At 71.2% G+C, this 22,309-nt stretch carries 14 protein-coding genes and 1 pseudogene; 13 read left to right on the top strand and 2 right to left on the bottom strand.

Translation table 11 applies throughout. From position 1 onward, the window contains the following. From WME89_RS21160 to WME89_RS21200, 9 genes are all read left to right on the top strand, one after another. Positions 1-1,593 carry a hypothetical protein gene (locus tag WME89_RS21160; RefSeq protein ID WP_438010933.1) on the top strand — a complete coding sequence of 531 codons (1,593 nt, stop codon included), beginning with the start codon at positions 1-3 and terminating at the stop codon, positions 1,591-1,593. Further along, positions 1,590-3,137: a contractile injection system tape measure protein gene (locus WME89_RS21165; RefSeq protein ID WP_438010934.1), complete on the top strand. Its 1,548-nt coding sequence runs from the start codon at positions 1,590-1,592 to the stop codon at positions 3,135-3,137. Before WME89_RS21160 ends, WME89_RS21165 begins: the two co-directional genes overlap by 4 nt. Positions 3,138-3,215: 78 nt before the next feature. After that, a complete protein-coding gene (locus WME89_RS21170) occupies positions 3,216-4,634 on the top strand; it encodes an eCIS core domain-containing protein (protein WP_438010935.1) in 1,419 nt (472 codons plus the stop codon). A gap of 54 nt (positions 4,635-4,688) precedes the next feature. After that, on the top strand, positions 4,689-5,948 hold the full coding sequence (locus WME89_RS21175; RefSeq protein WP_438010936.1) for a hypothetical protein: 1,260 nt from the start codon (positions 4,689-4,691) through the stop codon (positions 5,946-5,948). 20 nt (positions 5,949-5,968) lie between these two features. After that, positions 5,969-7,663: a peptidoglycan-binding domain-containing protein gene (locus WME89_RS21180; protein ID WP_438010937.1), complete on the top strand. Its 1,695-nt coding sequence runs from the start codon at positions 5,969-5,971 to the stop codon at positions 7,661-7,663. Then, positions 7,660-8,904, top strand: coding sequence for a hypothetical protein (locus tag WME89_RS21185; RefSeq protein ID WP_438010938.1), 1,245 nt, complete (start codon positions 7,660-7,662; stop codon positions 8,902-8,904). The genes WME89_RS21180 and WME89_RS21185 overlap by 4 nt, the downstream gene beginning before the upstream one ends. Positions 8,905-8,922: 18 nt before the next feature. Further along, positions 8,923-10,266, top strand: coding sequence for a metallophosphoesterase (locus WME89_RS21190; RefSeq protein ID WP_438010939.1), 1,344 nt, complete (start codon positions 8,923-8,925; stop codon positions 10,264-10,266). Between the two features lie 11 nt (positions 10,267-10,277). Beyond that, a complete protein-coding gene (locus WME89_RS21195; protein WP_438010940.1) occupies positions 10,278-11,963 on the top strand; it encodes a hypothetical protein in 1,686 nt (561 codons plus the stop codon). A gap of 8 nt (positions 11,964-11,971) precedes the next feature. Next, entirely contained in the window at positions 11,972-12,529 is a 558-nt protein-coding gene (locus WME89_RS21200) for a hypothetical protein (protein ID WP_438010941.1), read from the top strand. 25 nt (positions 12,530-12,554) lie between these two features. On the opposite strand, the gene WME89_RS21205 is transcribed toward WME89_RS21200, so the two are convergent. Further along, entirely contained in the window at positions 12,555-13,802 is a 1,248-nt protein-coding gene (locus WME89_RS21205; RefSeq protein WP_438010942.1) for a hypothetical protein, read from the bottom strand. 224 nt (positions 13,803-14,026) lie between these two features. Between WME89_RS21205 and WME89_RS21210 the strand changes: the two genes are divergently transcribed. The 4 genes and pseudogenes from WME89_RS21210 to WME89_RS21225 form a co-directional block, all read left to right on the top strand. Beyond that, positions 14,027-16,021 (top strand): CHAT domain-containing protein, encoded by a 1,995-nt coding sequence (locus tag WME89_RS21210; protein WP_438010943.1) that lies wholly within the window; start codon positions 14,027-14,029, stop codon positions 16,019-16,021. Beyond that, on the top strand, positions 16,011-16,871 hold the full coding sequence (locus tag WME89_RS21215) for an RNA polymerase sigma factor (RefSeq protein WP_438010944.1): 861 nt from the start codon (positions 16,011-16,013) through the stop codon (positions 16,869-16,871). The genes WME89_RS21210 and WME89_RS21215 overlap by 11 nt, the downstream gene beginning before the upstream one ends. Continuing rightward, complete coding sequence (locus WME89_RS21220; RefSeq protein ID WP_438010945.1) at positions 16,868-18,553, top strand: hypothetical protein; 1,686 nt, start codon at positions 16,868-16,870, stop codon at positions 18,551-18,553. Before WME89_RS21215 ends, WME89_RS21220 begins: the two co-directional genes overlap by 4 nt. A gap of 44 nt (positions 18,554-18,597) precedes the next feature. Beyond that, positions 18,598-18,795 (top strand): annotated as a pseudogene (locus WME89_RS21225) (transposase); the annotation flags it as partial. A gap of 1,584 nt (positions 18,796-20,379) precedes the next feature. Here WME89_RS21225 and asnB read toward each other — a convergent pair. Continuing rightward, positions 20,380-22,278 (bottom strand): asparagine synthase (glutamine-hydrolyzing), encoded by a 1,899-nt coding sequence (gene asnB / locus WME89_RS21230; RefSeq protein WP_438010946.1) that lies wholly within the window; start codon positions 22,276-22,278, stop codon positions 20,380-20,382. Between the last annotated feature and the right edge of the window lie 31 nt (positions 22,279-22,309).

Consider the following 22,309-nt stretch of genomic DNA (forward strand, 5'->3'; position numbering starts at 1 on the left):
ATGACCATCGCGAGACCTATCGATGTGCGCTGCGCCCGGGACCGGCTCATTGACCTCCTGGAGATCGGGGAGACCACGCCGATCCGGGACGTGAACGTTCAAGAAGCGCAGCTCACCGTGGACGTGGGCGCCCCCTGCGAGATCGACATCGATCCCGCCCAGGCAGGCGTCAGGTACGAGCTGTTTGACGGCGACACGGCGGTGGCGCCCGCCTGCTCCGTGGACGGGACCGGGGAGACGGCGGTCCTCAAGGGGCCGATCATCGACAAGGAGGACAAGACCTTCAGGATCCACGCGAGGAAGCTCGATCCCCTGACGCGCGCGACCTTCCTGCTCCAGACCGCGACGGTGAAGGTCGGGCTGGCCACGGGGCTCCCCGTCTCGACGCCCGAGATCCCGCAGGTGCCTCGCCTCGTCGACCACGGGAGCCGCGTGGTGGTGAGCATCTCGGACAGCCAGGCGGGCGCGACGTACGGGCTGATCGACGGCGCGGGGCGCCCGATCCCCATGACGCCGCCCGAGCGGGTGAGCGGGAACAAGGACGGCTCCATCACGCTGACGGCCAGCCGGCTGACCGAAGACACGGTGATCCGGGTCGACGTCCAGAGGACGTTCGACGCGAGCGAAGGGCGCGAGCCGCTGAACGCGGTGCTCACCACGGAGCTGCCGATCGCGGTCCGCGCCGATCGGGATCTCGTGGTGTCGGCGGTCGGATCACCGGTCCTGCCGCAGGGCAGCGCCACCATCACCATCGCCGGGAGCCAGCCTGGCGTGCTTTACAGCGCCCACGTCCGCGCGCTCTCCACCGTGGACTTCGTGCCCGGCGCGGGGCCCACCCAGAGGGCGATCGCCGTCCCCGGCACGTCCGGCGTCGAGGTGTACACCCCGCGTCCTCCCGCGCTCTGGCAGGCGCCGGCCGGCTCCGTGCAGCACGGGGACGCGATGCCGGGCAACGGCGGCGTCCTCGAGCTCGGCGTGGGGCCGCTGGAGGACGACAGCATCGTCGTGGTGCAGGCGCGCAAGATCCACACGGAGGCCGGCGCGCCGCTCGAGTCCGCGGTGCAGCTCGAGCAGGCGGTGGTCGTCCTGGTGAGGCCGGAGTCGGTGCCCGCGCTCGAGCTCGCGCTGTCGGCGAGCGCCGATGGCACCCGCGGCACGCTGCTCGTCTCGGGCGGCCAGCCCGGCGTCTTCTACCACTTCTACCCGAGCAACGAGGCCAGCGAGCTGGGCCTGCCGGCGTACTTCCACCGGCTCGACGAGCGCGACCCGTCGTTGAACAAGGGTATTGCGGCCACCGAGCCGGAAGGGTCGGACCAGGTTCCTCGCCGGGGGCTCCGGGTCGAGATGGATCTCGTGATCACGCGCGATCCGCCGGCGCCCGCGGGCGGGGACCCGGCGCGCGTGCGCCCGCTCGATCCCCTGGTGGACATCGCGCCGCTGCCCGTCGGCGACGCGGTGGACGTGATGGCCATCAAGGCTCGCACCGGGATCGGGTGGCTCGTCAAGCGATCGGTCGCGATCACATCGGTCACCGATGGGGGCTCGTCCAGCGAGCTGGGCTCTGCCCCCGAACCCCCGGCGACAGAGCCGTGACCGCGCCGCGCCACCAGATCCGCCGGCAGATCCTGGAGGTGACCGTCCAGGATCGCGAGGCAGCGTGGCGGCTGCAAACCGAGCTCGGCCGCATCCACGCCCAGCGACTCGAGGCGCTCATCGATCGGTGTTGCACCGAGCTCGGCGCGCCGGATCGCCTCCAGCGGATCGCGCTGGTCGAGGTGGATCTCGGGCGGCTCGATCCCGACCACCTGGAGCGCGATCTGGTCGACAAGCTCGGTCCGCTGCTGCAGGAGGCGCTAGCCGCGCGGATCCGCGAGGAGGACGAGAAGAGCGCCCTCCGGGGCAGCGATCCCGAGGTGATCTCCCGGCTGGAGCTCGTGGCGTTCTTCGCCCGCACCGGCACGCTCCCCTGGTGGGCGGACACCACGCGACCGCGGCTGCTGGACGAGACCCTGGGGCTGCTCCTCCAGCGCGCGGCGCGCCCGTTCGCGGCGCTGATACGGGCGCTCGAGCGCGAGCCCGGCGCGCTGACGAGGATCGTCCGCCACGGCCACGACGCGCGGCTCTGGGCGCTCTTCGACGCGCTCGTGGCGTCCTCGCAGGCCGACCTCTCTTCGATGCCGGTGGAGCTCGGAGCCCTGCTGCGCGCGCACCGGGCGGTCGCTGGGGCCACGCCGGTCGGCTTCCGGGCGTGCGTCTGGACGGGCGCGCTGCGGACGGCGTGCGTCGAGGAGAGCCCGAGCGACGGGCGCGTGGGCTTCTGGCGCGACGCGCTGGCCCGGATCGCGCTGGAGGCCGGCGTGCCCCTCAAGTCTCTCCTCGCGGGGCTCCACGCGCCCCTGGGGCCGAGCCCATCGTCCTGGCCGGGCGCGCTGGGGGCGGTCGGGCAAGGGCCCGGCGCAGGCGCGCTGGGGGCGGTCGGGCAGAGCCTCGGCGCAGGCGCGCTGGGGGCGGTCGGGCAGAGCCCCGGCGCGGTCGTGGAGAGGCCGGTCCGGCAGACGCAGGGAGAGGCTCCGTCACGCGATCCGGGGGCCTCGGCCGTGGACGAGGAGCTGTCCGTCGAGCCAGCGTACGGCGACTCCGACGAGGCCTACGTGGACAACGCCGGGCTGGTGGTGCTCTGGCCCTTCCTCGGGCACCTGTTCGAGCGCCTGGGGTTGATGGCAGACGGGCAGATAGCCGATCAGCGCGCTCTCCACCGCGCGGCCGGCCTGCTCCAGCACCTCTGCACGGGGGATCTCGAGCCGGCCGAGCACCAGCTTCCCCTCACGCGGGTGCTCTGCGGCATGCGAAGGACCGAGGTCTTCGACTTCGGTCCTCCGGTCACCGAGGCGGAGGCCGAGGAGTGCATCCACCTGCTCACGGCGGCGATCGAGCGCGCCCCGATCCTGAGGGACATGTCGATCGCCGGATTCCGTGGCTCGTTCTTGATTCGCAAGGGCGCGCTCGGCGTCCGCGACGGCGCGTGGCTTCTGCGCGTGGAGCGGGCCTCTCACGACGTGGTGCTGGATCGGTTTCCCTGGGGGATGAGCTGGGTGAAGTTGCCCTGGATGGAGGCGCCGCTCTGCGTGGAGTGGTGACCGCGGCTTCGTCGATCGCACAGCTGGCGGTGACGCGCGGGGCCGCCTCGTCTCTCAGCCCGCGCCGAGGAGAGTCTCATGCACATCGCAATCGACCGGTCCAGTCCGAAGACCTCGGAGAGCGCCACCCGCACGTCGGGGACCCGCCCTCCATTGCCGCTGCCCGTGCAGGGGAAGGCGATACCGTTGCCGCTCCGACCGCCGGCCAAGTCGACCCGAGCGACGCTGGAGGGGGCGTTCGGGGCTGATGTCTTTGCGGCCGCGGCCACGGGGCTCTCCACGCCCTCTTCCGCGATCCAGGCGAAGGCGGCTGGGCCCGGCGTAGGAGCCGGGGCCAGGAGCGCACCGGACCGCGGCGGCCATCCCACGGAGATGCCGTCACCAGTGAGGGCCAAGATGGAGGCGGCGTTCGGTGCCGACTTCTCCGGCGTGCGGGTGCACCCGAGCTCGTCGCGCGCGACGGCGCTGGGAGCGCTCGCGTACACGCAGGGGAGCGAGATCCACTTCGCGCCGGGCCAGTGGGCGCCGGAGACGACGCGAGGGCAAGAGCTGTTGGGGCACGAGCTGTGCCACTTTAAGCAGGGGCGCGAGGGGCGCGTCCAGGCGACGGCGCAGTACAAGGGGGTCGCGCTCAACGACTCGTCGGCGCTGGAGGCGGAGGCGGACGCGATGGGGGCGCGGGCGGCCCATAGGAGCGCCGGCTCGCCTCGAGCAATAGCGCGGGCGCCCGAGGCGCCTTCGGAGCCACCGCGCGGATCGAGCGCTGTGGTTCAACGGACCCGCGACAAGCTCAATCCTGGTGACGTCGCCACCGTGAGCCCGAGCATAGAAAACTACCGCCAGCATGTTGCCCTGCGGGTGAGACAATTTTTCATCGTATTTGCGAAAGCCGTTCTTCTGTGGAGGAAGTATGCGCAGCAGGGTGGCCCCGTCCCTAATCTGTTCACCAATAACGCCCAGGCTCAAGCAGGCATGGGATTCCGAATAAATAACACCTCCACAGCGGTAACAGGTGGAGACAGACACGACGCCGCGCATCTGACAAACATCACGCTCATGAAATCGTCGTTCAGCGGCGTACAATTGTCGAGTAAAGACCAGGAAAATCTCGATGACCTGTATCGTGCCACCGCAGCGACGACGCCCCAGTTCCAGACGTCCAACGTCACCTCGGACAGGATCATCGACCGGCAGATGACAGCTTTCAAGAGCACCATGATCTCTGCTCTGAACGCCGGGGCAACGCTGGACGATGCCTTCATACAGGTCTACCTCAACCAGTTCCTGACGGCTTTGGCAAACGAGCTCAGCGTCAAGTCGCAGCAGCACCCGACAGCGACCGCGGGCCCGGCCGATTTGTTGAAAGCCCAATCCTATGAGATTGCACTGGAAGTCGTGACTCAACTGAACACACCCAGACCACAAGGCGTCTTCGAAGAGTGCTTGTATGCTATCGTCAGTGAGGTCGAAGCGTACAAAAGGTACAATCTGGCGTGATAGAAGGGCAACGCGGGGCCGCCTCGCCTCTCAGCCCGCGCCGAGGAGAGTCTCATGCAAATCGCAATCGACCGGTCCAGTCCGAAGGCCTCGGAGAGCGCCACCCGCACGTCGGGGGCCCGCCTTCCGGCGCCGATGCACTTGCAGCGGAGGGCGACGCCGCTGCGGCCCCAACCGCCGTCCAAGTCGACCCGAGCGGCGCTGGAGCGGGCGTTCGGGGCTGATGTCTTTGCAGGTCGGGGCCACGCCGGAGAGCCGAAGGTCGACCCGGCCGCGTCCGAGGCGCTGGCGCAGAAGCCGGCAGAGGGGGCCGATCGGCTGCTCGCGGCGGACGCCGCCCTCGCGACCGTCCTGCCGAACGCTGGCCAGAAGTTCGTCTGGGAGACCCACCCGGCCAACCTCCTGCTCTCGCAGCGGGTCACCGTTCTGGAGGAGCGCTATCCGGGCATCAAGCTCCGCTGGGTCGTGGACTGGGCGCGCCGGTTCATCGAGCAGGTGGTCGCCAAGGGCGACGCCGCCCCAAAGGACAAGGGCGTCTTCGACGAGCGCCTGGGGCAGATGGCCAGCGAGCTCGCGCAGAAGATCGACGCCACCAACCCCCAGCTCAGGGCCGACGGCGGGGAGCTGCAAAGGGGGATCTCGGGCGGCACAGGGACCCACCTGTGGACGGGCGGGACCGACTACAAGGCCGCTCAGGCCGTCGCCAGGCGGGACGCCGAGGCCAGGCGCCAGGCGGGCGATCGGGACGCGGCTTCGGTGGAGATGACCATCGCCGGGGAGCTCCTCGACAGCATCAATTTCTCGGGAGACGGGGTCGCGTACGCGCCCGAGGCGGACAAGCTGTGGAACGAGCTGTCCCGAGCCTTCGCGGGGAACGCGCTGGGGACGGTCCGCGTCCATACGCTGTACGGCGTCCGCCAGCCGAGCATCTTCTACTCGGTGGAGTGCCCGGCGCTGCTCCGGGTGCTGAAGGCGCAGGAGGCGCGCGCGGAGGTCGGCAAGAAGCAGAGCGGCCCCGTCATCGATGACATCGTGATGGTGATCTACTTCCGTAAAGGCGAGATCAACCCGGAGACGGGGCAGCTCGAGATCCCCACGGATGCCAATGGCAAGATCGCGAAGGAAGAGCTCGTGAAGCAGCGGGAGGACCGCGTGACCACCTCCTATCAGCTCGAAGGAGCGTATGCGAACGCGTGGGACAGGGAGCTCGCCAAAGACCCGACCTTCGCTGTCGCCGGCTCGGTGAAGCACCGCGCCGCGCTCTTCGACTCGCACCCGCTCTTCGCCGCGCGCGCGCCGCGCGCCGTCGCTTGATCCGCCGAAAGGGACCCGCCATGTCACGGAGCGTCTTCCTGTTTGATATCGCCGCCACGCGGGGCGACGCGGAGGAGGTCGAGCGAGCCCTGCTCGCGCGCGCCTCGGCCTTCGCGCTCGGGGCCTTTCCCACGCTCGATCCGGCGCTCTTCGCGCACCGGATCCTGCGCGGGGAGGGCGCATCGCACGTCTGGGAAATCGGGCTCGACGGGAGCGAGGAGGCCCGGCGCGCGGAGCTCCATGCCGCGCTGCTGGAGCAGATCCAGGCCTCGCTCGCGGGCGTGGCCGAGGTCCGATCCTCGGCTGCCTACGAGGACCTCTCCCTGCCTGCGCCTCGCCCCGACCTCGGTCGGGCGACGCTGGGCCCGGGCGGAGCCGTCTCCTTCGCGGACGACGAGCTCCCGGCCTGGGAGGATCACGCGCGCGGCTCGGGCGCGGCGGAGGCCGGGAGCGCGCTGACAGACGATCTCCTCGCCGAGATCGTGCAGCATCGCGCCGCCGTTCCGGCCGAGCCGGGGCTCAAGGCCTGGGGCGCCGGGCACATGTACGCCGGCGGCAGCGACAAGGCCCATATCGCCTACCTGCAGAGTTACTTCGCGGCCCGCGCTGCCAGGGCGAGCCCCTCCGACCGGCGCAAGATCCTGGCGTTCCGCGCGTTCCAGGCGCGCGAGGGCAGCACGGCGGCCATCAACACCTACGATAACCAGATCGTGACCTGGGGCACGGGCTGGGGCGGCCTCGGCTGGCTGGGCAAGGTGATGGAGCGGGCGACCGCGAGCGCCGCCGTGCGCGAGGCGCTGGGCGCCGCCGGCGTCCGTTATCGCGGGCGCAACGTTTACGACGTGGTCGATCTCGACTCCGGGACGGTCGTCACCGGACGCAAGGAAGCGCTCGAGATCATGCGCCGCTCCGTCCCGCTCCTCCACCTGCTGATCGACCTGGCCAGAAACCCGGCCACGCGCGACGCGGTGACCGAGGCCCAGCTCCGCACGTTCATGGAGGGCTCGGGCAACATCTCCGGCGCCGACGCGATCGCCACGCAGGCGCTCTTCAACCTGATCGCGCACCTCAAGCACTGGGCGCCGGGGTACGTGACAGGGTGTCTGGAGTGGGCCGCCCCCCAGGCGGGCGACGGGCCCTCGGAGGATCGCGACAAGCGCCTCGCGGCGCTCGTGGGCCGTTACTTCTACGGCAAGGCGCGCAAGTTCAGGTGGATCCCCGACTGGAAGCAATTCCAGCTCTACTTCCACCACATGAAGGCCGACGGGCTCGATTGCCTGGACGATCCCTTCATCAAGGCCGCGGGGCCGAAGGCCGAGGACCCGTTCGTCGCCGTGCCGGCCACGCCAGCGGGAGCGGCGCCGCCGAAGGCCCGGAGCCTCGGAAACGCGTTGCTCGCCGGGCAACCCGATCTGAAGGCCATCGCCTCTGGTCGGGGCGCGCTCCGCAAGGGGATGAAGGGGCCGGGCGTGAAGGCGCTGCAAGGGGCGTTGATCGCGCTGGGCGAGAGCGTGCCTGGCGGCGCTGACGGCGCGTTCGGTCCGGGCCTCGAGGCGGCCGTCAAGCAGTTCCAGGCCAAGCGCGGCCTCGCCGCCGACGGCGTGATCGGCGCGGCGACGCTCGCGGCCCTCGACGCGGCCTTCGTCGCGGGCGCGGCGACCCGGGCGGCAGGCGCGGAGACATCGAATCGAACAGAAGAGGAGGAGCACCGATGACCGCAGAGAAGAGCGATGAAGGCGTCCCGCCGCAGGCGGGCGTCCCCGCGTGGGTGGACATGGACCCGACGCCGGCCGCGCCGCCCGAGGAGTGGCTCGCGCGCCCGGTCGCGTTCGCCGACGACGAGCCGCCACCGCAGCTCGTCCGCACCGTGAACCTGCTGGACCCGCCCGAGCACGACCTCGGCGGGCCCGAGGACGCCGAGGGCCTCGCCGAATTCCTCGTCTCCCGCGCGAAGGAGGGTATCGACGACATCTTCTCGCACGAGGATTACGACACCGCCACGGGCGACGGCGAGGACTGGGCGCGGGCCGTCGCCGAGCACCAGACCGGCATCCCCTACACGATGCCAGCGTACTTCTACGGCGCGCAAAAGAGGGTCGCCAGGGCCATCAAGGACGACGGCCGCTACCCGATCGTGGGGCAGTGCCAGCAGTCGGTGACCACCGCGCTCTGCCTCGGCGGCTGGGACGGCGGCCCGTACGGGGACATCGGCTGCGGGACCGACGCGCAGCCGGCCGCGGCCAGGCTCGGCGACGGCTGGACCGACGTCCCCAGGGTGCTCGCCGACTGGCCCGACGACCTCTGGGAGAAGGTCACTGTCGGCTCGTGCCTCTTCTGGTCGGCGTCCGGCGCCGCCGGGGCCGGGAGCGGGCACGTGGCGATGGTGCTCCGCAAGCACCCGATCGAGCGCAAATGGCAGCTCTGGGACACCACCACCTCGTTCAACGATCCCGTCGTGCACCCCACCTCCGCCAGGGGCGCGCGCATGCTCTGGGAGTCGCACTGGTGGCCCTTCATCCCGCCGGCGCTCTCCAAGGGTCAATGGTTGTTCCGCGGCATCGCCAGGATCGACGGCCTCGGGACGGTCAAGAGCGACGTGAAGCCGCGCGGGCGCGCCCGGCTGCTCCTCCGGAGCCGCGGCGACGGCAAGCTCCTCTACCGCTCGGCGTGGATGTCGATGGAGGACGAGGGACTCCCCATCTCCTGGCTGCTCCGCTCCCTGCGCGGGGCGCCCTTCCACGATCGAATCGAGCCGACGTGGTGCATCAACTCGAAGTCCGACGCGCCGACCCCGAACGCCCCCGACAACCGGCCGCTGCTCGACGTCTTCTGCGACCCGAAGGGCAACGCGAGGATGTCGTGGAGCCCGGCCCAGGGCCTGCACAACCGCCCGCACCAGGCGGACTGGGCGCCGCCCGCGGCGATCCGCCTGGCCGCGCTCAAAGGATCTCGATGAACCCGGGAGACAACCGCCATGCGTACCCTCATCCTCAGTGATCTGCACCTCGGCAACGGGGGTGACTACGACGTCTTCGCCGGGGGCGAGGCGCTGCCCGCGCTCCTCGACCTGATCGCGCGCGAGCCCGCGCGGGTCCTGGTCAACGGCGACGGCATCGACTTCCTCATGAACGAAGACCCACTGGAGCTCGATCGGGCGCGCGCCGCCGCGCAGGCCCGCGCGATCGTCGCCGCGCCCGAGAGCGCCGCCGTGCTCAGGGCGTTCGGGCGCGTCCTCGCGCGAGGCGGCGAGGTCACCATCCGCCTCGGCAACCACGACGTGGAGCTCGCCGTCCCGGAGGTGCAGGAGGTCCTGCGCGCGGCGCTGGAGCAGCCGCCCGCGGTCGCCGCGCGCCTCGCCTTCCAGCTGGGCGACGCCCCCGCGATCCTCGACGTGGGCGGCGCCCGGATCCTCGTCACCCACGGCGAGCACAGCGACAACTGGAACAAGGTCGACTACGGGCGCCTGGCCCGGCTCGACCGGTTCAGGTACGCGGCCGGCTCGGTCCTCGTGAAGCAGCTCATGAACCCGATCGCGCGCCGCCACGGCCTCCGCTTCGTGAGCCTGCTCAAGCCCGATTTCCAGGGCGCGGCGCTCGCCGCGCTCGCTGTCGCGCCCGGGATCGTGAAGCAGCTCTTCAGCGCGGCCTCGCTCGACATCGCCTGGCAGCTCTTCAAGAAGGCGGGGTCGGCGACCTCTTTCGCCGAGGAGGAGGAGGATCTCGGGCTCGCCGAGCGGCTCGCGGAGGCCGGCCTCGGGGCCGAGGAGGCGGCGGCGCTCGAGGCCACGCTCGGCGACGGGCCCGCCGCGTTCGCCGACGAAGAGGCGATGTCGACCGCGAGCGTCAAGCTCGCGCGCGCTGGCCTGAAGCTCTACGCGGGCGTGCAGAGGCGGCTCGCCGGCACCCTCGGCGACGAGTACTTCCGGCTCGAGCCCGACGAGGCCGAGTGGGCCGACGCCCAGCGCCTGGCGAGGAAGTTCGACGCCGGCGCGGTGGTGATCGGCCACACCCACGCGGCCCGCTGGAAGGCAGCCGACGGGCTCATCTTCGCCAACACGGGCACGTGGATCTGGTTGATGCAGCTCCCGCGCTCCGACGCCGGCGACGAGGCCTGGGCCGAGTTCATCGACGAGCTGCGCCAGAACCCCAGGCTCCTGCCCGAGAAGCAGCGGGCGGCGAGGACCCTCCAGCGGTTCACCGCCGTGCTCCTCGACGCGCACGAGGAAGGCGGCGCGGCGATGTGGCTCGTGCACTGGCACGATGGAGAGCTCCGCTCCCTGGGGTCCGCGCGCGTGCCCCCGGGGAGCGCGGCGCGATGAGAGGAGGAGCCATGTCCGACATCGAGCTGCTCCTCTGCCATGCCGACGATCAACGCCCCGTCCTCGAAGAGGGGCTGCCGCTCGAGTCCGCCGCGGACGAGGCGCAGCCCGGGGGGGAGGACCTGGTCCACGATTTCGCCGACTTCTCGGACGATCCCAACGATCTCTCGCTCCAGCGCTGGTCCGTCATCGCGCCCGAGGGGCCCGCGGGCGACGCCCTGCTCGCGCTCATAGAGCCCCTGATCCGGAAGCGGGAACAGGACCAGGGCGCGCCCGTCGTGCCCTATCGCGTCCCCGCCGGCATGGATGCGGACGCGGCGATCCGGTGGAGCAAGAACGTCTATCATGACGAGTCGGTCGCGCTGGAGGATCTGCCGCGGTATCTCCTCGTGCTCGGCGACCTCGACGAGGTCTCGCTCGAGCTCCAGCAGGCGATGGCGAGCGAGGCGCTTGTCGGTCGCCTGGTGTCCCGGTCCGCCGCGGGCTACGCGGCGTACGTGGACAAGCTCCTCTCCTCGGAGCGGGCCCCCCCGGCGGAGGCGCAGGCGCGGGCGCTGTTCTTCACCGCGCAGGACGGCACCGCGGCGACCTCCATCGGCCACAGAGCGCTCGTCGCGCCCAGCGTCCAGCGGTGCCGCGACACCCAGCGGAGGGGCGGCTTCAAGGCGAGGGACATCGAGGAGATCGGCTATGAAGGCGCCGACGCGGCGAGGAGCGCGCTCCTCGAGCAGATCGAGAGGCCGGAGCCGTCGGTGCTGTTCACCATGAGCCACGGCCTGGGCGCGCCCCGCAGGGGATGGTCGTCGGCGGACGAGCAGCGCGCCGTGCAAGGGGCGATGAGCCTGGGCGGCGGCGTGCGGATCGCGGCCGAGGACCTCGGCGACAGGCCCTTTCTGCCCGGCGGCATCTGGTTCTTCCTCGCGTGCTACGGAGGCGGGACGCCGGCGGCGAGCGCCTACCACCACTGGCTCGCCAGCCTGCGCGACGCGGGCGGCTTCGGCGGGCGCGTCGATGGCGTGCTCGCCGGCCTGCCCAGGCCGGGCGATCGGCCCTTCATCGCCGCGCTGCCGCAGGCCGCGCTGGCGAACCCGCGGGGCCCGCTCGCCGTCATGGCCCACATCGATCTGGCCTGGACCTACAGCTTCCAGGACATGGGGCCCGACGGCAAGGACCGGGCGTCGCGCTTCGAGGGCGTCTTCAGCTCGCTGGTGAAGGGCGCGCGCGCGGGCAACTCGTACAACGAGCTCCTCCGTTACCTGGGGAACGCCAACCACGAGCTCGCCGCGATGTACAACCAGGAGGCCAGGGCCGAGATGGCAGGCAAGCCCCTCGCCCCCGACCAGGGCCGCGCGAAGCGGCGGGCGAACCTGTGGATGCTCCGCGAGGATCTCGCGGGGTACGTCCTCCTGGGCGATCCGGCGGCGCGGCTCGCGATCCACCGCGACAGGGGAGCCGTCAGGGCCGCGCCCGCGCCGGCGGAGGTGCCCGCGCGCCTCCCGCCGGTGCCCGCCGCTCCGCCCGCGCCGGGCCGCGTGCGGGATGGCGCGCGCATGCAGCGCGCCGTCCACGAGAAGATCGTCGGGGAGGAGGGCGACAAGAAGATCGCCGAGAGATACGGTATCACGCGCGAAGAGCTCCAGCGCTGGTACGAGGCCTACTGCAAGGCAGGGCTCGAGGCGCTCGGCGAGCTGCCGTAGGGAGACGCATGGCCGAAGAGGAGCTCGCCGCCCCGCCGGCCCGCCCGCCCGCCGAGGCCGTGGACGGGGAGCCGCCACGCAGGGCCCGGCGGCTCCTCGGCCTGCGGCCACGCCGCCACGGTCGCGTCGACCTCGGGAGCCGGCTCCTCAGGGACCAGCTCTGGACGCTCGCGCTGCTCGCCCTGTTCATCCTGCTGCTGCTCGTGGCGCTCACGGCCACGACGCGCGCTCCCGTCCAGGAATGGCCTGCCTGGGGGTACCGGACCCTCCTCGGTGTCTTCTCCTTTGGCGTCCTGGGAGCGATCTTCAGCGCTGCTCGATCGCTCAAGGGCTCCTCCCTCCGGGCCAGGATCCACGCTCAGGTCCTGGACGAGCGGGTCACCCTCTCTCGCGCCGTCCTCGGGGCGCTGCCCGGGCTCGCCGCCTATGCGTTCCTCCAGTCGAAGGTGCTGAACCTCGGCGACGCCGACAACAGCAAGGCCTTCGCGATCGCGTTCATCGCCGGCTTCAGCGAGCGGCTCGTGCTCAGGGTGGCGGAGACGTTCGCCGGGCCGAAGGCGAAGTAGCGGCGCCAGCGGCGCGCCGCCTCCATCACGGGGCAGAGCGCGTGGCCTGAGATCGCGCGCGCTCGGTCCTCGGCGAGACGAACCGGATGACGGCGCGCGGCGCGAGGCGATACCCGTGCTCGCTGCGCTCGATGACGTCCCTGAGCCCCATGCGGCGGAGCTGGGTCAGCGCCACGTAGACGCGGTTGGCCCCCGCCTCCGCCATCGGCCGCTCGCCGGGCCAGCCGGCGTCGAGCAGCTCCTGGAGTGAGAGCGAGGCGTCCGGCGCCTCGTCGTGCCGGTCGACGAGGGCCGTCACGATGCGGCTGAGCGCGTGCCCGAGCGTGTGTTTCACGCCGTCCTCCGTCGCTATCCAGCGCACCTCGAAGCCGAGGAACAGCGTGGGCGGGCACGCCGGCGCCGCGTCGCTCGAGAGAGGCGGCGGCGCCCAACCGGCGAGCAGGCTGGCGACGAGCGACGCGAACCCCTCGGGATCAGGCGCCTCGCCGCAGGGCACGACCAGACGGAGAAAGTCCGACGCGGCGTCCGTGCCCTCGACGCTCTTCCGCGCCTGCGCCGGCGCGGGGCGGACGCTCCGCTCGCGCCCCCCCGGACGCTCGGAGGGATCGAGGTCCATGGCGCGGGTGTCCCGGGCGACGTCGCGCGCGCTCGCCGCGCTGCCCTGCACCGCGTGGCGGAGCGACAGCGCGAGGAGCGACAGCGCTGTGTCGTCGCCCGCCGGGGTCGGCTCGCCGCCTGCGGCCACCTCGGGCGCCTGGAACTCAAGGACCCTGTCGACCTGCTCCTGTCCGGCTCCTTCGAGCGGGGCATCCCTCCCGTAGCCGATAAGGTACCAGCGCCCTTCGCGCGAGAAGAGGACGTCAGCGCACGAGACGCGACCGATGCAGACGGGCCGCCCGCGCTTCGGGTCGGTCACGGCGTGGGCCGCCTGCATCGCCTTGTGGAGGCTCGCGACGAGGCCAGCCGCGCTCCCGGGCGGCACCTTCCGTCCGGCGTCGTTCAGGAGGCTGGTGAAGTCGACGCCGTCGATCACGGCGTCACAGGCGAGCTCGATGTACGGCGTCCCGTCGGCGACCCCGCGCGCCGCGACCTTCGGGATGAGCGGATGGTCGAGGAGCGCATGGACGCGCTCGATCTCGTCGAACGCAGCGTCCGCCCGCGCCGCGCTGGCGGCCGGGCCGGGCACGATGACAACGCAGGCTCTCGCGTCTCCGGTGTGCGTCGCCGAGACGACGTGGAAGCCGTCACGACGACGGATGGGACGTGGGTTCATGTATCTACCGAGCCATCGTGAACGAGAATCGCTGATGAATCCCATGATCGTATCCGTTCTCCACGCGCGCACGCCTGCCGGTGGACATCCTTAATCACGTCCCATGGCCGAGCCCGCCGATGCGTCCTTAATTATTTTTCAGATGAGAATCTCGTCCGCTGCGTTCTAAAAGACCTAGGAGTCAGACACGGCAGGGAGCAGAACGTAGCGAGGCTTGTCCTTCGATGTGGCTGGAGATCGAGCTCGACATCAGCGGTACTGAGGTGCGCGTCAGCGCGCGTGGCAGCCGGGGAGAGCGCCCCCCGGCGCACGCGATATCTGCCGAGCAGGGCTTCGAAGCCCTGCAGACGTTCGCCAACAAGGTCGGGAGGGCGGTCCGCGGCGGTAAATCGCTCGATCCAGCGGCGGTGAGCGACTCCCAGGTGCTCCACGAGGAGGTCTTCAAGGGGGAGCTGCGCGACGTCCTCGTGCGGCTCGGCGAGGCGTCGAAGGGGGGACCGCTCCTGGTGCGGCTCTTCGTCCGCGATCAAGCGCTCCAGACCATCCCCTGGGAGGCGCTCTGCAGGCCGGGGACTTCCGAAGGGTTTCTGGGGACCGACCCCAGGGTGCTCTTCGCGCGCGGCGTCACCTCGTCGGAGCCCTGGGAGCCGCGCGAGGTCAAGGGCGCCGTCCGGCTGCTCGGGATCGCGCCGGGCACCGGCGAGCGGGCCCTCGACGTGCTGCGCGAGGCGCTCGCCCCGGCGATCGACGCCGGCGAGGTGGAGTGGCTCGATCCGATCGCCGGGCAGGAGATCAGCGCGCGGGCGCTCTTCGACAGGCTCCGGCGCGGCAAGAGCCCGCACGTGGTGCACTGGCTCGGTCACGGCGGCGTGGATCTGGCGGGCAAGCCCGTCCTGCGCCTGGCGGACGACGAGGACGGCGAGGAGACATGGATCACCGCCGAGGCGCTGGGTCGCGAGCTCTCCGCGGCGTTCTGCGAGGAGCTGCGCCTCGTGATCCTCGAGGCCTGCGAGGGCGCCAGGGCCGGGGCGCTCGGCAGCGCGGCGGAGATCCTGGCCAGGGCGGGCGCGGATGCCGTCGTGGCGCACCTCTGGCCGGTGAGGGCCGACGTGGCGCGCGCTTGCTCGACCGAGCTCTACCGCGCGCTGACAGGCGCTTCGCTGAGCCAGGGCGATATAGGCGCGAGCGTGGCGGCGGCGCGGCGGACGCTGCTCTCCCAGAGCGCAGAGGCGTTCTCGCCGGTCCTGTACCTCCGCGGCTCGGACTCGGTGGTCTTCAACTTCCAGGGCCGCCGCGTGGCGAGGCCGGGGAAGAAGGGCAGGTCGAAGGCCCTCGCGCCCGCGCTCCAGAGCCTGCTCGAGCGGCCGTTCACGATGGTGCTCGGCGATCTCGAGGACGATCGCGCGGCGCTCCAGAGGGAGCTCGAGCAGTTCATGCAGGACAACGGTGAGCCGGCGACAGGGGGTATGTCGCTGAGCGTGCTCACGCAGCGCTGCGTGCTCCGGTTCGGGCAGGAGGTGCTGCATTCGCTCTTCCAGCAGGCGCTGACCGCTTCGCCCGGGGCGACGGCCCCGCCGCTCGTCGACGCGCTCGCGCGCTTCGTCCGGCCGGGGGTCCACATCACGCTCCTCTGGCGGCCCTGCCTCGAGCACGCGATTGCGCAGAAGCTGCCGCAGCGGACCGTCTACGCCATCCAGCCGTCGCTCCTCGGCGCCGGCGGCAAGCCGCGCATCGTCAAGCGCGCCGCAGGGGCGACCGCGTGGAAGATGGAGCCCGTCATGCCCAGGCGCTTCGATCTCGAGAGCGAGATCGTCGTGCTCCGACTCTATGGGGGCTACTCGGCGGAGCCGCGCCCCATCTTCTCGCCGCCGCTGCTCACCGAGGACGATCACATCCACGGCCCCCTCGGCGCCGACGGCGCCCGGCCGCCGCTCTGGATGGAGGAGCTCCTGGCGCGGCCGCGCGTCCAGCCCGGCCTCTTCGTCGCGCTCTCGAGCCTCGACTTCCGCCACCGCATGCTGCTGCGCTGGCTCTACGATCAACGCCCGGCGCCCCCGGACAGCCTGGCAGTCCTGGCGGCCGGGGTCGAGAGTAGCGAGATAGAAATCTGGGGCAACGGCGGCGGGCTGCCCGGCACCGGCCACATCGCCGCCACCACCGGAGATCTGGAGGAGCTCGCGGCTCAGCTCGACGCCTTCGTGGTGGAGGATGCCTCGTGACACACGCCCCCTTCCCGGGACACCAGCGCACCGCGACAGCGAGCACCGGCGTGATATCGAATCTCCGCTTCTGGGTGGTTCCGGCGGTGACGAGGTGGTAGCGCCGTCGCCCTCCGGCCTCTCTCACGGCGCGGCCGAGCGACGGCCCGCGCTCGACCGGGCATTCCCGGCGAAGCCCTTTCGCGATCCCTTCTTCGGCGCGCTCCTGCGCTGCTGGGTCGAGCAGCGGGAGGAGCTCCTCCGCTCCTGCCGGCGTTCTCTCGGCCGAGAGGACGGTGAGGAAGCGTTCAGCCGAGCGACTGTGTCGATGCTTCGGGCCACCGCCTCCGCAGAGGGCGTCCGAAGGCCGGCGGCGTGGCTTCAGGAGATCGTGCGCCATGCCTGCGTCGACCTCCACCGCGAGCGGACGCGGCGCGGAAGACTCCTTCTGCTCGTGGACGAGGATCTCGGCGAGCTCGCGGCGGCTCCCCACGCCGCTGCCGGCGATCCCGAGCGGACCCTCCTCGAACGGGAGACGCTCGCCCGGCTGGAGAGGGCCGTTCGCGCCCTGGCTCCGACGCTGCGGGCTCCTCTCTTGCTGCGCGTCGAGGAAGAGCTGTCGTACGCGGAGATGGCTGCGCTCCTGCTCGAATCGGAGGAGAACCTGCGCAAGCGCGTCCAGCTCGCCCGGCAGAGCGTGCGGCGTTCGGTCCTCCTCCAGCGAGAGCAGGAGCCGCGCTCTGGCCGGGACAAGCTCGCCGATCGCGCCGGCCGCGTCGGTCTGCGCCGGGGCAGAGCGAGCGCCGCGGCGGACACGGATCCTGTCGACGCGAGCGCCGAGCCGTCGCCATCCAGCAGACAGCGACCATGAACGCCCGCGAGGACCGGCTCGACCTCCTGCTCGCCGACGCCGACGAGCGCCGCCCCGTGCTCGACGAGGGGCTGCCTGGCGACACCGCCCAGGGCGCTCCGAGGCCCAGGAAGAGCCGCGACGCCAACCACTGGCGGCGCACCGACGCCGATCGCAACGACCTGACCCTCCAGAGATGGGCCGTGATCGCGCCCGAGGGCCGGGAGGGCGACCGGATGATGGAGGCCGTCCAGCCGCTCGTCGCGCTGCGCGAAGGCGAGCAGGGCGCGCCCGCGCGCGTGTATCGCGTGCCGCCAGGGATGGACGCGAAGCGATCGGCGGACTTCCGGAGAGAGATCTACTGGTCCGAGGAGGTGGCGGAGGAGGACAGGCCCCTTTACCTGATGATGCTCGGCGACCTCCATCACACCTCGCTGGAGCTCCAGCACGCGCTCGCCAACGACGCGCTCGCGGGGCGCATCCATTTCGCGGACAGCGCGGGAGACACCGATCTCGCCGGCTATGCCGCCTATGCCGAGAAGGTCGTTCGCTATGCGCGGCGCGGCACGCCCGAGGCCTCGCCGGATCTGCTCTTCTACGTCACGCCCGACGGCTCGGCGGCCACGGTCACGGGCAAGGCCAGGCTCGTCGGCCCGAGCCTGGCCACATCGACCGAAGCGAGCGAGAGAGGCAAGCTCCCCGCGGCCTCGGTGCGCGAGATCTCCGCCGGCAGCGTGGACGACCTGCTCGCCGGGGGCGGCGGCGCGCGGCCCTCGGTGCTGCTCTCGGTGAGCCACGGGCTGGGCGCGCCCCGGCGTGGCTGGCGCAGGGAGGAGGACTCCTGGCGGCGCCAGGGGGCGCTCGTGATCGGCCACGACGAGATCCTCGACGCCGAGCGGCTGCGGGGCCAGGCGTTCTTGCCGGGAGGGATGTGGTTCTACCTGGCCTGCCTGGGCGCGGGCACGCCGGCGGCGAGCGCCTATCACACGTGGCTATCGCAGCTCGCGCAGGAGGATCGTTATGGTGGCAGCCTGAAGGCCGTGTTGCACAGCCTCCCCGCGTCCGGCCAGCGCCCCTTCGTCGCGGCCCTGCCGCAGACCGCGCTCGCCAACCCGGCGGGGCCGCTCGCGATCATCGGTCACGTCGACCTTGCGTGGACCTACAGCTTCTCGAGCACGACGAGCCTGTCGGAGGGCAAAAAGTCCCGTATCTATCGCCCCCTCGAGGTGCTGGTCCGCGGCAGTCGCGCGGGGATCGCGCTGGAGGCGCTGATGGAGCTCTACCGCGGCGCGAACGACGAGCTCGCGCAGAGCTACCAGATCGAGGCCGACGCGCGCGCGGCGGGCCGGGTCGATCCCACCGATCGCGCCGATCGCGCCCACCTGTGGATGCTGCGCAACGATCTCCGCGGCTACGTGCTGCTCGGTGATCCGGCGGCGCGGTTGCCGCTCCAGCAGCTCGCGCTGCGAGCCGAGGCGCCTGCGCCCGCGCCCGTCGAAGTGCGCTCGACACAGGCGGAAGAGCCGGCCAAAGGCGCTGCGTCCGCGGCCTCGGCGCCCGCGCGGGAGGCGGCCGTGCTGGCGATGATCCGCGGAGACGAGGCGCCGCGCGCGATCGCGGCGCGCGTCATGGTGTCGCTGGAGACGTTGTGGACCTGGGTCGACGCCTATCGCGCGGGCGGGCGCGAGCGACTCGGGGGGTGAGGGACCGCCGCGAGGTCGTGAGATCCACACCATCGCGCCGGCAGGTCTTCGATCTGCTCTTCCAGTGCGCCGCGCAGACCCTGCTCACGCTCGGCCGCGATCCCAAGCGGCTCGGCGCCGACATCGGTGTCACCGCCGTGCTGCACACCTGGAGCCGTGATCTCAGCTTCCATCCGCACCTGCAGTGCATCGTCACCGGCGGCGGGCTTTCGCTCGACGGCTCGCGCTGGGTCGAGGGCCGGCGCGGCGGATCTCGAGCGAGGCCGCAGGGGGAGTTGCAACTCCGGCCGCGACCCCGGACCCGCGACGGCGTGACGAGTACGCCGTCTGCCCCCGGTGAGAACGGCCGGCTCATGCCCAGAGCTGGCCGTTACAGCCGAGCGAGCCGTCCATCATCGAGCAGCACCCAGGGCGCCGAAGCCGAGTACGCCTCGGTCCCGGCTATGGGCAGGCTTGGCGCATCCGTGAGCTGATCGAGCCCCTTATCTCGGAGCTGCATCCCACGCTCGGTGAGGCGATACACCTCCGAGAGCATGGGGTAGCCAGCGTCACGAGGCTTCGGGCCAGGCGCACGCTCTACGAATGCGCTCGAACCATGGTCTGCCCACTGCTCTAGCCGGCGTGGCAGGAACAGGTCCCCTGTGCAGGAGAGCATCCGCCATAAATCCATTCCAGATCGCATGTCGCGACTAACTACCGCGAGAGGAGTCTGCCATTCTGCCGACAGGATGGTCATGAGCAGCTCGTCGAATCGGCTGAGACGCAGGGCTCTGTCCGCAGTCCTTCTTGGAAAAAAGGAAGAGAGGAGTTCCCATAAGGGAGCGAGCTCTGGAAACCCTTCGACACCAAGTGCGCAACTCTGCGCAAACCGCCTCGGGTCCGCTGCGGTGTACTGGCTCCAGAGGCGGACGGCACGCCGGTAGCGTTCGCTCGGCCAGGGGCGCGCTTCACTGAGCCGCGCCGGGATGCTACCCGGCTCGGAGGCGGAGCACCACGTCGGCACGGCAGATTCTCGCGCATCCAGCCTGCGGAATGGCGGGTCCAGCTCGACGACAACGATGTCCTTACGCGGGATGCCACACTCGTGCAGCCTACCGCAGACTCTCCAGAGACCCACGCGCTCGCGCAGGTTTGTGGACGAAACCCACACGACGACCACGGGGCCTATCTTACCGTCAGCACCGATGGGGTCGACGAAGGAGCCCCACCATGCCTGACGCGCAAGAACATGCTCTGACGTGCCCATCCGGGACGGCCCAACAAGAAGGCAGTCGGAGTCAACGACCGCGTTGGTGGCGCCTAGCGACGCAATGCGGTCCGCCACACGAGACTCAAACACTACATGTGTCGCACTAGCGATATCCACAGCGATAACACTCACTGAATTCATAGGGTTCGTTACAAAGGCAGTAGTCAAGACAGTCGCGGCAGAACGTGTATCCACTTGTCGTTATGCGCGTGCAAGGCCGCCCTTTGGCCTGACAAGCTTCGAAGTATTCGCTGCACCTGGTGACCGGAACGCATCCGGCCATCGCAAGCGGTGCGCTACCCACTTCTTCGGCTCCGCCTTCACCTTCGTTGCCATCTCTGAGGTAGTCTCCCGCCCCTACGGATTCTGTCGGGTATCCCGCGCCCACTCCGACAGTGGTCCTCCCGGATCCGAAGAGGTGAGCCTCGTATACGATCCTGGTTGATTGGCCAGCATCAGCCGAAGAGCCGCGCCTCGTTCCGCCGGTGCTCCTCGCGGGTCACGAGATCCCGGGTGCCCTCCAGGAACTGCCGCCACCACGCGCTCTCCATCCACTTCAAGCGGCCCTATCCCGGCTTCACAACGAGGCGCGCCCGAGCGGCGACGGCGGCCCCATGGGCCGGATCGCCCGAGCGTCCCTCCGCAGGTCGCGGCACAGCCGCGCGAAGATCGCGGCCGTCATGCACGCGAGCAGCAGCTTCGCCGCCTCGACGCGGCCGGGCGCGCGGGAGCGCGTGCGCGCGTAAACGGCGATGAGCGCGCTGGCCGAGAACAGGCTGTCGGGCTGCCCCAGGTACGCCTCGAGGAAGGCCGGGAAGCAGCGGCGAGCGCAGTCGACCATGATGGCGTGGATGGACGAGGCGTCGCCCGAGAGCCAGAAAGGCACCTTGGGCGCGTGGACGATCTCGTCGGGCAGGAAGCCCGCGGCGGCCCGGCGCACGATGGCCTTGTCCCAGAAAAGCTCGCGGTGCAGCGCCGGCGGGATGGCCGCGAGGTGCTCGACGAGGCGGTGATCGAGGAAGGGTACGCGCGCCTCGACGCCCTGGACCGCCGCGATGCGGTCCTCGTTCCAGAGGTTCAGCGCTTGCAGCGAGAGGAGGCGCCGCCGCATCTCGCGGTGGAAGGGCGCGCCGGCGCCGGCGCGCCCTTCCACCGCGAGCGCCTCGGGCCGCACCAGCGCGCGCATCGGCTCGGAGACGCCGCGCGCGACGAGCTGGGCGGGGGGAGAGGGCGAGAGCCGCGCCACGTAGCCGTCCCAGTCGGCCACCTGCGCGCCGCGCGGCGTCGAGTAGCCGCCGGCGAACTCGTCGGCGCCCTGCCCGAGGAGCATCGCCTTGAGGTCGGGCACGACCGTCTTGGCGTAGCGGTGGAGCTCGTGTTTGAAGAGTAGCTCGGGGGTGAAGCGCGGCGCGTCCATCATCCACACGAAGGACTCGAGCGAGGCGAGCGAGAAGCCGATCTGCTCGGCGAAGCCCTCGTGGTCGTACGAGACGGGGTAGAAGGGGAGATCGAGCGCCTCGGTGAGGCGCCGCGCGCGCGCGACGTCGCCCGCGTCCACGGTGGTGCGCTCGACGACGCTGAAGCAGGGCAGCGCCTGCCCCTGCTTCGCGGCGATGGCGCAGAGCAGGGACGAGTCGAGGCCCCCGCTCAGGAACGCGCCGACGGGCACGTCGCTCATGAGCTGCCCGCGGACGGCGTCGACGAGCAGCGCGGCGTAGTCCTCGGCGTAGGCGGCGGCCGGGCGCGGCGGGGCCTCGACGGCGCGGGCGATGGCGGGCTCGAGCGACCAGTAGGTCTGGGGCGCGGGCCGGCGGCCCGGCGCCGCGTCGAGGTAGGTGCCGCCGGGCAGGAGGTCGACCCCCTCGACGAAGCTCGGGACGTGGGAGCCGGAGAACCCCGTGTAGGTCGCGCCGCCGAGGTACCCGAGATCGAGGTCGTGGAAGCGGAGCTCCGCCGGGCAGTCGGGGTGGACGAGCAGCGCCTTGAGCTCCGAGCCGAAGAGCAGGCCACCGGGCGTCCAGGCGTAGTAGAGCGGCTTGATGCCGAGCCGGTCCCGCGCGAGCAGGAGGCGCTCTGCCTCGCGGTCCCAGACGGCCAGCGCGAACATGCCGTTCAGCCGGTCGAGGAGGCGCGGGCCCTCGTCCTCGAAGAGGTGGATGACCACCTCGGCGTCCGAGCGCGTGGCCAGGGCGTGCGTCCCGCGCAGCGTCTCCCTCAGCGCGGCGTGATTCCATATCTCGCCGTTCATGGCGACGAACGCGCTCCGGCGCTCGTTCCAGAGCGGCTGCCGCCCCCCGGCGACGTCGACGATGGAGAGCCGCCGGAACACCAGAGAGAGGACGCCGTCGTCGTAGGTCTGCTCGTCGTCGGGCCCACGGGACGCGAGCTGCCGGCCCATGGCGGCGAGGATGGCGCGCCGCTCGGGCGCGGGCCGCACGTGCCGACCGTGCGCGAGAAAGCCTGCCAGTCCACACATCGTCAGCGCTGCCCTCGGAGGAGAATGGCCG

It is taken from the genome of Sorangium sp. So ce321 (assembly GCF_051530195.1).
In the GTDB taxonomy this organism is placed as follows: domain Bacteria; phylum Myxococcota_A; class Polyangia; order Polyangiales; family Polyangiaceae; genus Sorangium.